The sequence below is a fragment of the Stenotrophomonas sp. PS02298 genome (assembly GCF_029959445.1).
Classification (GTDB): Bacteria; Pseudomonadota; Gammaproteobacteria; order Xanthomonadales; family Xanthomonadaceae; genus Stenotrophomonas.
In genome coordinates, this window is record NZ_JASCOR010000291.1 from 1 (window position 1) to 2,226 (window position 2,226).

The window sequence follows — 2,226 nt, forward strand, 5'->3', positions numbered from 1 at the left end:
GTGCCGAGCATGGCTCGGCACTACACGCTGGGTGCCCACGGGTCGTAGCTACCGAACCACCACAGGTGACCCTCCGGATCGCGGCAGGCATAGCCGCGGCCGCCGTAGTCCTGGTCGGCGATGTCGATGACGATTTCCGCGCCGGCGGCCTTGGCCTGCGCGTAGTGTGCGTCGGTATCGCTGACGATGACGCAGGCACTCTGCGTCTCCATGCCGCCCACTTCGTCGGGCTGGATCATGTTGCTGCCCCATTCGCTGGGTTGCACCGAGCCGAGCATGATCATGCCGTTGCCGAACACCAGCTGCGCGTGGTGGACCACATCGCCATCCTGGTACACCGCATGGCGCTGGAAGCCGAAAGCCGTGCACAGCCACTCGATGGCGGCTGGCGCATCGCGATAGCGCAGGCAGGGAATGATGGTGGCAGTGGTGCGGGCGGCGAGGTCCATGGTCGCGTGTGGGCAGCTGTGGAAAGGCGAGAGTGGGCGCGCTCGCGTTACCATCGCGAGAAGGCCGGCGCAGCGCTGGCACCGATCCACACAGGAGCGCACTTTGAATAGTTGGTTGGGAAGCGGGCTGGTGCTCGCGATGGGCGTGGCGGCACCGATGGCCTCCGCACAGGAGGCAGTGCCGACCGAACTGCAGCAGCTGGACGCCACGGTCGAGCGCGTGCGCCAGCAGTTCGATGTCCCGGGCGTGGCCGTGGCCGTGGTCAAGGACGGCAAGGTGCTCCTGGAGCGGGGCTGGGGCCTGCGTGAACTGGGCAAGCCCGAGCCGGTGCAGGCCGACACCTTGTTCGCCATTGCCTCCAATACCAAGGCCTTCACCGCCACCTCGCTGAACCTGCTGGCCGAAGAGGGCAAGCTGAAGATGGATGACCGGGTGGTCGACCACCTGCCGTCGTTCCGCATGTCCGACCCGTATGTCACCGGCGAGATGCGCATCCGCGACCTGCTCTCGCACCGCAGCGGGCTGAGTCTGGGCGCGGGTGACCTGTTGTTCTGGCCGACCACCCGTTACAGCAATGCGGAAGTGGTGGCGCGACTGGCGCAGGTGCCGCTGAAGAATGGTTTCCGTGACCGCTATGCCTACGACAACATCCTGTATGCGGTGGCCCAGCAGGTGATCGAGAAGGTGTCCGGGCAGTCGTTTGCCGACTTCCTGCAGCAGCGCATCTTCGACAAGGTTGGCATGAGCGAAACCCGCTACAACGCCGACCATCTGCTGCCTGGCGACAAGGCCGCCGTCGGTCACGCCAAGTACGACTTCAAGGACCTGCGGCCGGTGCCACCCCTGACCTGGTCGAACAACGCCGGTGCCGGTGGCATCTATTCCAGCGTGCATGACCTGGCCAAGTGGATGAACGTGCAGCTGGCCGAAGGCAAGCTTGCCGATGGCACGCCGCTGTTCACCGAGAAGACCCAGCAGCAGATGTGGCAGATGCAGATCCCGCAGGTCGTGCCGAAGCCGTCGGTGCCCGAGCTGGCGCCGGCACGGCCGAACTTTGCTGGTTATGGTGAGGGCTGGAGCCTGAGTGACTACCGCGGGCAGAAGCTGGTTTGGCATACCGGCGGCTGGCCGGGCCAGGTGTCGCGTTTGACCCTGGTGCCTGAGCAGAACCTGGGCGTGGTGGTGTTGACCAACCAGGAATCCGGTGCCGCCTTCAATGCGATCACCATGAGCGTGCTCGACGCCATGCTCGGCGCGCAGGGCAATGACTGGGTGGCTGCGTATGCTGCTGGCGTGGCCAAGGCGCAGGGCAATGCCGACGAGGGCTGGGACAAGCATGTGGCGGCGCGCGATGCCAAGAGCAAACCATCGCTGCCGCTGGCCAGATATGCGGGCACGTATCGCGATGCCTGGTACGGCGATGTGTTCGTCGAGCAGCAAGGCGGCAAGCTACGCCTGCGCTTTGGTGCAACGGCCGATCTGGTCGGCACGATGGAGCACTGGCAGCACGACACCTTCATCGTGCGCTGGGACAACCGCTCGCTCAACGCCGACGCCTTCGTCAACTTCAGCCTCGATCCCGATGGCAAGGTTCGTGAGGTAAGAATGCAGGCCGTGTCGTCATTGACCGATTTCAGCTTCGACTTCCAGGACCTGCTGCTGAAGCCAAAGGCGCAGTAAGCCCGCTGGTTGGTTGTGGGAGCGGCGTCAGCCGCGAAGCAGATGGACTGTCAGTTTGCAGTTGATAAGGGGGCGGGAGCGGTATCGGCTTCGCGG

Annotated in this window: 2 protein-coding genes; one reads left to right on the forward strand and one right to left on the reverse strand. The window is 64.8% G+C overall.

Annotated elements, in window-relative coordinates:
* Window positions 1-20: 20 nt before the first annotated feature.
* Window positions 21-449, reverse strand: a complete 429-nt coding sequence (locus QMX78_RS21155; protein WP_282273377.1) for a VOC family protein — start codon at window positions 447-449, stop codon at window positions 21-23.
* Between the two features lie 139 nt (window positions 450-588).
* Here QMX78_RS21155 and QMX78_RS21160 point away from each other — a divergent pair, with 139 nt between their 5' ends.
* The gene (locus tag QMX78_RS21160; protein WP_282273379.1) at window positions 589-2,130 is read left to right on the forward strand and encodes a serine hydrolase; all 1,542 of its coding nucleotides are present in this window, start codon (window positions 589-591) and stop codon (window positions 2,128-2,130) included.
* The last annotated feature ends 96 nt before the right edge of the window (window positions 2,131-2,226 follow it).